The sequence below is a fragment of the Pseudonocardia tropica genome (genome assembly GCF_040105315.1).
Taxonomy (GTDB): Bacteria; Actinomycetota; Actinomycetes; order Mycobacteriales; family Pseudonocardiaceae; genus Pseudonocardia; species Pseudonocardia alni.
Genome location: NZ_JBEDNP010000064.1, coordinates 1 through 2328 on the forward strand (window position 1 = coordinate 1; position 2328 = coordinate 2328).

The 2328-nt window shown below is 69.3% G+C and carries 2 protein-coding genes; both read right to left on the reverse strand.

All coding sequences use genetic code 11. The features are described from left to right. A partial coding sequence (locus WHI96_RS27445; RefSeq protein WP_432422466.1) for a class I SAM-dependent methyltransferase occupies nucleotides 1-1239 on the reverse strand: 1239 nt, incomplete at its 3' end. A 158-nt stretch (nucleotides 1240-1397) separates the two neighbouring features. Continuing rightward, on the reverse strand, nucleotides 1398-1814 hold the full coding sequence (locus tag WHI96_RS27450) for a hypothetical protein (RefSeq protein WP_100877295.1): 417 nt from the start codon (nucleotides 1812-1814) through the stop codon (nucleotides 1398-1400). Nucleotides 1815-2328: the final 514 nt, after the last annotated feature.

The following is a 2328-nucleotide window of genomic DNA, read 5'->3' on the forward strand; positions in this document are numbered from 1 at the left end:
GGTGCGGGGGCACGTGAACCGGCGGATGGGGCCGCCCGTCGCGACGTTGGCGTCGATGCGTTGGCCGAGGTCCTTGCGTAGCTCTGCGATCACGGCGGTGTCGTCGGCGGTGGCCGCTTCGGCGTCGAGCAGCGCCCGGGTGGTGTCCCTCAGCCCGATGAGGGCGCGAAGCTCGGTCTGCTGCGTACGGGGGACGGCGTACCCCACGATCGCGCCGCTCTGGATCCGGGTGAAGGTCCCGTCCGGTGCGGTCTGGAGGAGCCCTTCCTGCTGGTCCTCGGCGCCCGTGGCGAGGGTGACGACCGGGTCGAGGGTGTCGGAGTCGGTGGGGCTCGTGTAGTCGAGCCCTGCCGTTGCGGCGTGCTGGACGAGCTGCTCGAGTGCCCCGGACAGGAGGGTGGAGTTGCCCAGGTCGCCGACGACCTGCAGTTCGTCCTGCCGGTAGGCGCCGTGCCCGAGCAGTGGGGTCCCGAGGACCATCTCGGGGTGCTGCTGGAAGTAGCGGTTGACCGGGATCTCGCGTTCGTCGTCCCCGATCCTCATCGGGCTGGTGTCGAGCCAGTCGAGGTCGGCCGGGGCCGCCTCGGGTTCGCGGCGCCGCAGGACGAGCAGGTCGGTGACCACAGCGGTTCCCGCGGCGCGCTGGTGCGCCTTGCTCGGTAGCCGGACGGCGCCCACCAGGTCGGCGTGGTCGCTGAGTTCGCGCCGGGCGCTGGGATTCTCCGAGTCGAGTGTGTAGCGGCTGCTCAGCGCGACCACCAGGCCGCCCGGACGGGTCAGTCGCACGGACTTGAGCAGGAAATAGTTGTGAATGCTGTGTCCGCCGCCGTTGTGCACGGGATCCGCCGGGGCGACCTTTGCGAAAGGTACGTTCCCGATGACCAGGTCGAACGTGCCCTCGGGGGCACGGGTCTGCACGAAGGACTCGCTGCGCACTGCAGCGTGGGGGTGGAGGGCCTGCGCGATCGCCGCGGTGATGGGCTCCACCTCGACTCCGACCATCCGGGCGCGCTCGGGCGCGAGGGCGAGGAACGTCCCGGCGCCACAGCCGGGCTCGAGCACCGTCCCGCCCTCGAAGCCGAGGCGCTGTACGGCCTGCCACATCGCCTCGGCGATGGCGACGTCGGTGTAGTGGGCGTTCAGGGTGCTTCGGCGCGCAGCGCTGAACTCGGTCTCGCTCAGCAGACCGCGCAGCTCGCGGCGCGCCTGCGCGAACTCCTCGTGCTGCGGGTCGAACACCCGGGGGACTGCACCCCACCCGGACCAGCGCGCCAGGGTCGCCTGTTCCTCGGCGGTGGCCGGCCGCTGCTCGTGCTGCAGGCGTCGCAGAGCACGGAGCGCGGCGAGGTTGGCCTCGACGCGAGCTCGTTCACCCGAGGGTGCCAGGTCGTCCTGCGTCAGTGGTCGGAACCGCGGCGCAACGTCTCCTGCGCCCGCTGTTCCTCCTCCAGGATCTGTTGGTACTCGGGGTCCTCGGGACCCACCACCAGCGGTAGCGCCAGCCCCGGCTCGGTCGCCGGCGGCGCGGTCGGCTCCTCGTCCGGATCCGCTCCGGGCTCCGGGTCCAGCCTCACCCGTTCCTGCAGCACGATCTGCTCGGCTCGCTGTCGAGCCCCCCTCATGCGGCCGACCCTGTCCAGGTAGCTCTCCTGGTGCGGATCGGCGCCCTCCAGCTCCAGGGCCAGCGAGTCGATCTCCTTCTCGACCTCCTCGCCCAGCTCCCGGAAGAACAGCTCGGGGTTCGGGATGCTGCTGTACCTGGTCGGTAACCAGCGGGCCCAGTGTTCCTGGGCCATCGCTCCGTAATCTGCCATCTGGCGCCTCCCGGCTCTGGGTGGTCGACGCTGCACCGGACTCGCTCGGCAACGGTACGGCGTCCTGGGACTCCGACGGCACGGCCGCGTCGACGGCTCCGGCCTCGTCTTCACCGGGGGCAGCGGAGAAGAACAGGTCGTCGAAGGAGAGCTGGCCTTCGGGGGATGGGCGGTGATTCCGGCGCGCCATCAGATCTGCCCTCGGTAACAAGAGGAGCCTGTCGCGCACCCCTGCCCGAACGGCGGGTGGCAGAAAAAACGCTCGTAGAACACGCTCAATGACCCTTTCCGACGCATGCTCCGAAATCGCTCTTCGTCACGACGAGACCCGCCCCAGAATTTGCGTCCCACTCCTGAAGAATAGTTGTCCATCGGAGCAGACTCAACGGTTCTGACGTCTATTCTGGTAGATATCGGACAGCCCTCCTGACCTTCACTCCGCCGTACGCCGGTAATTACTTCCACTTCCCCCCAACTGGAAGCCGAACGCCCCCCTGTGGCAACTGTCGCCTCT

Excerpts from the sequence above, each read along its gene's own strand:
- WHI96_RS27450 (WP_100877295.1), bottom strand. The coding sequence starts at position 1,814 with ATGGCAGATTACGGAGCGATGGCCCAGGAACACTGGGCCCGCTGGTTA.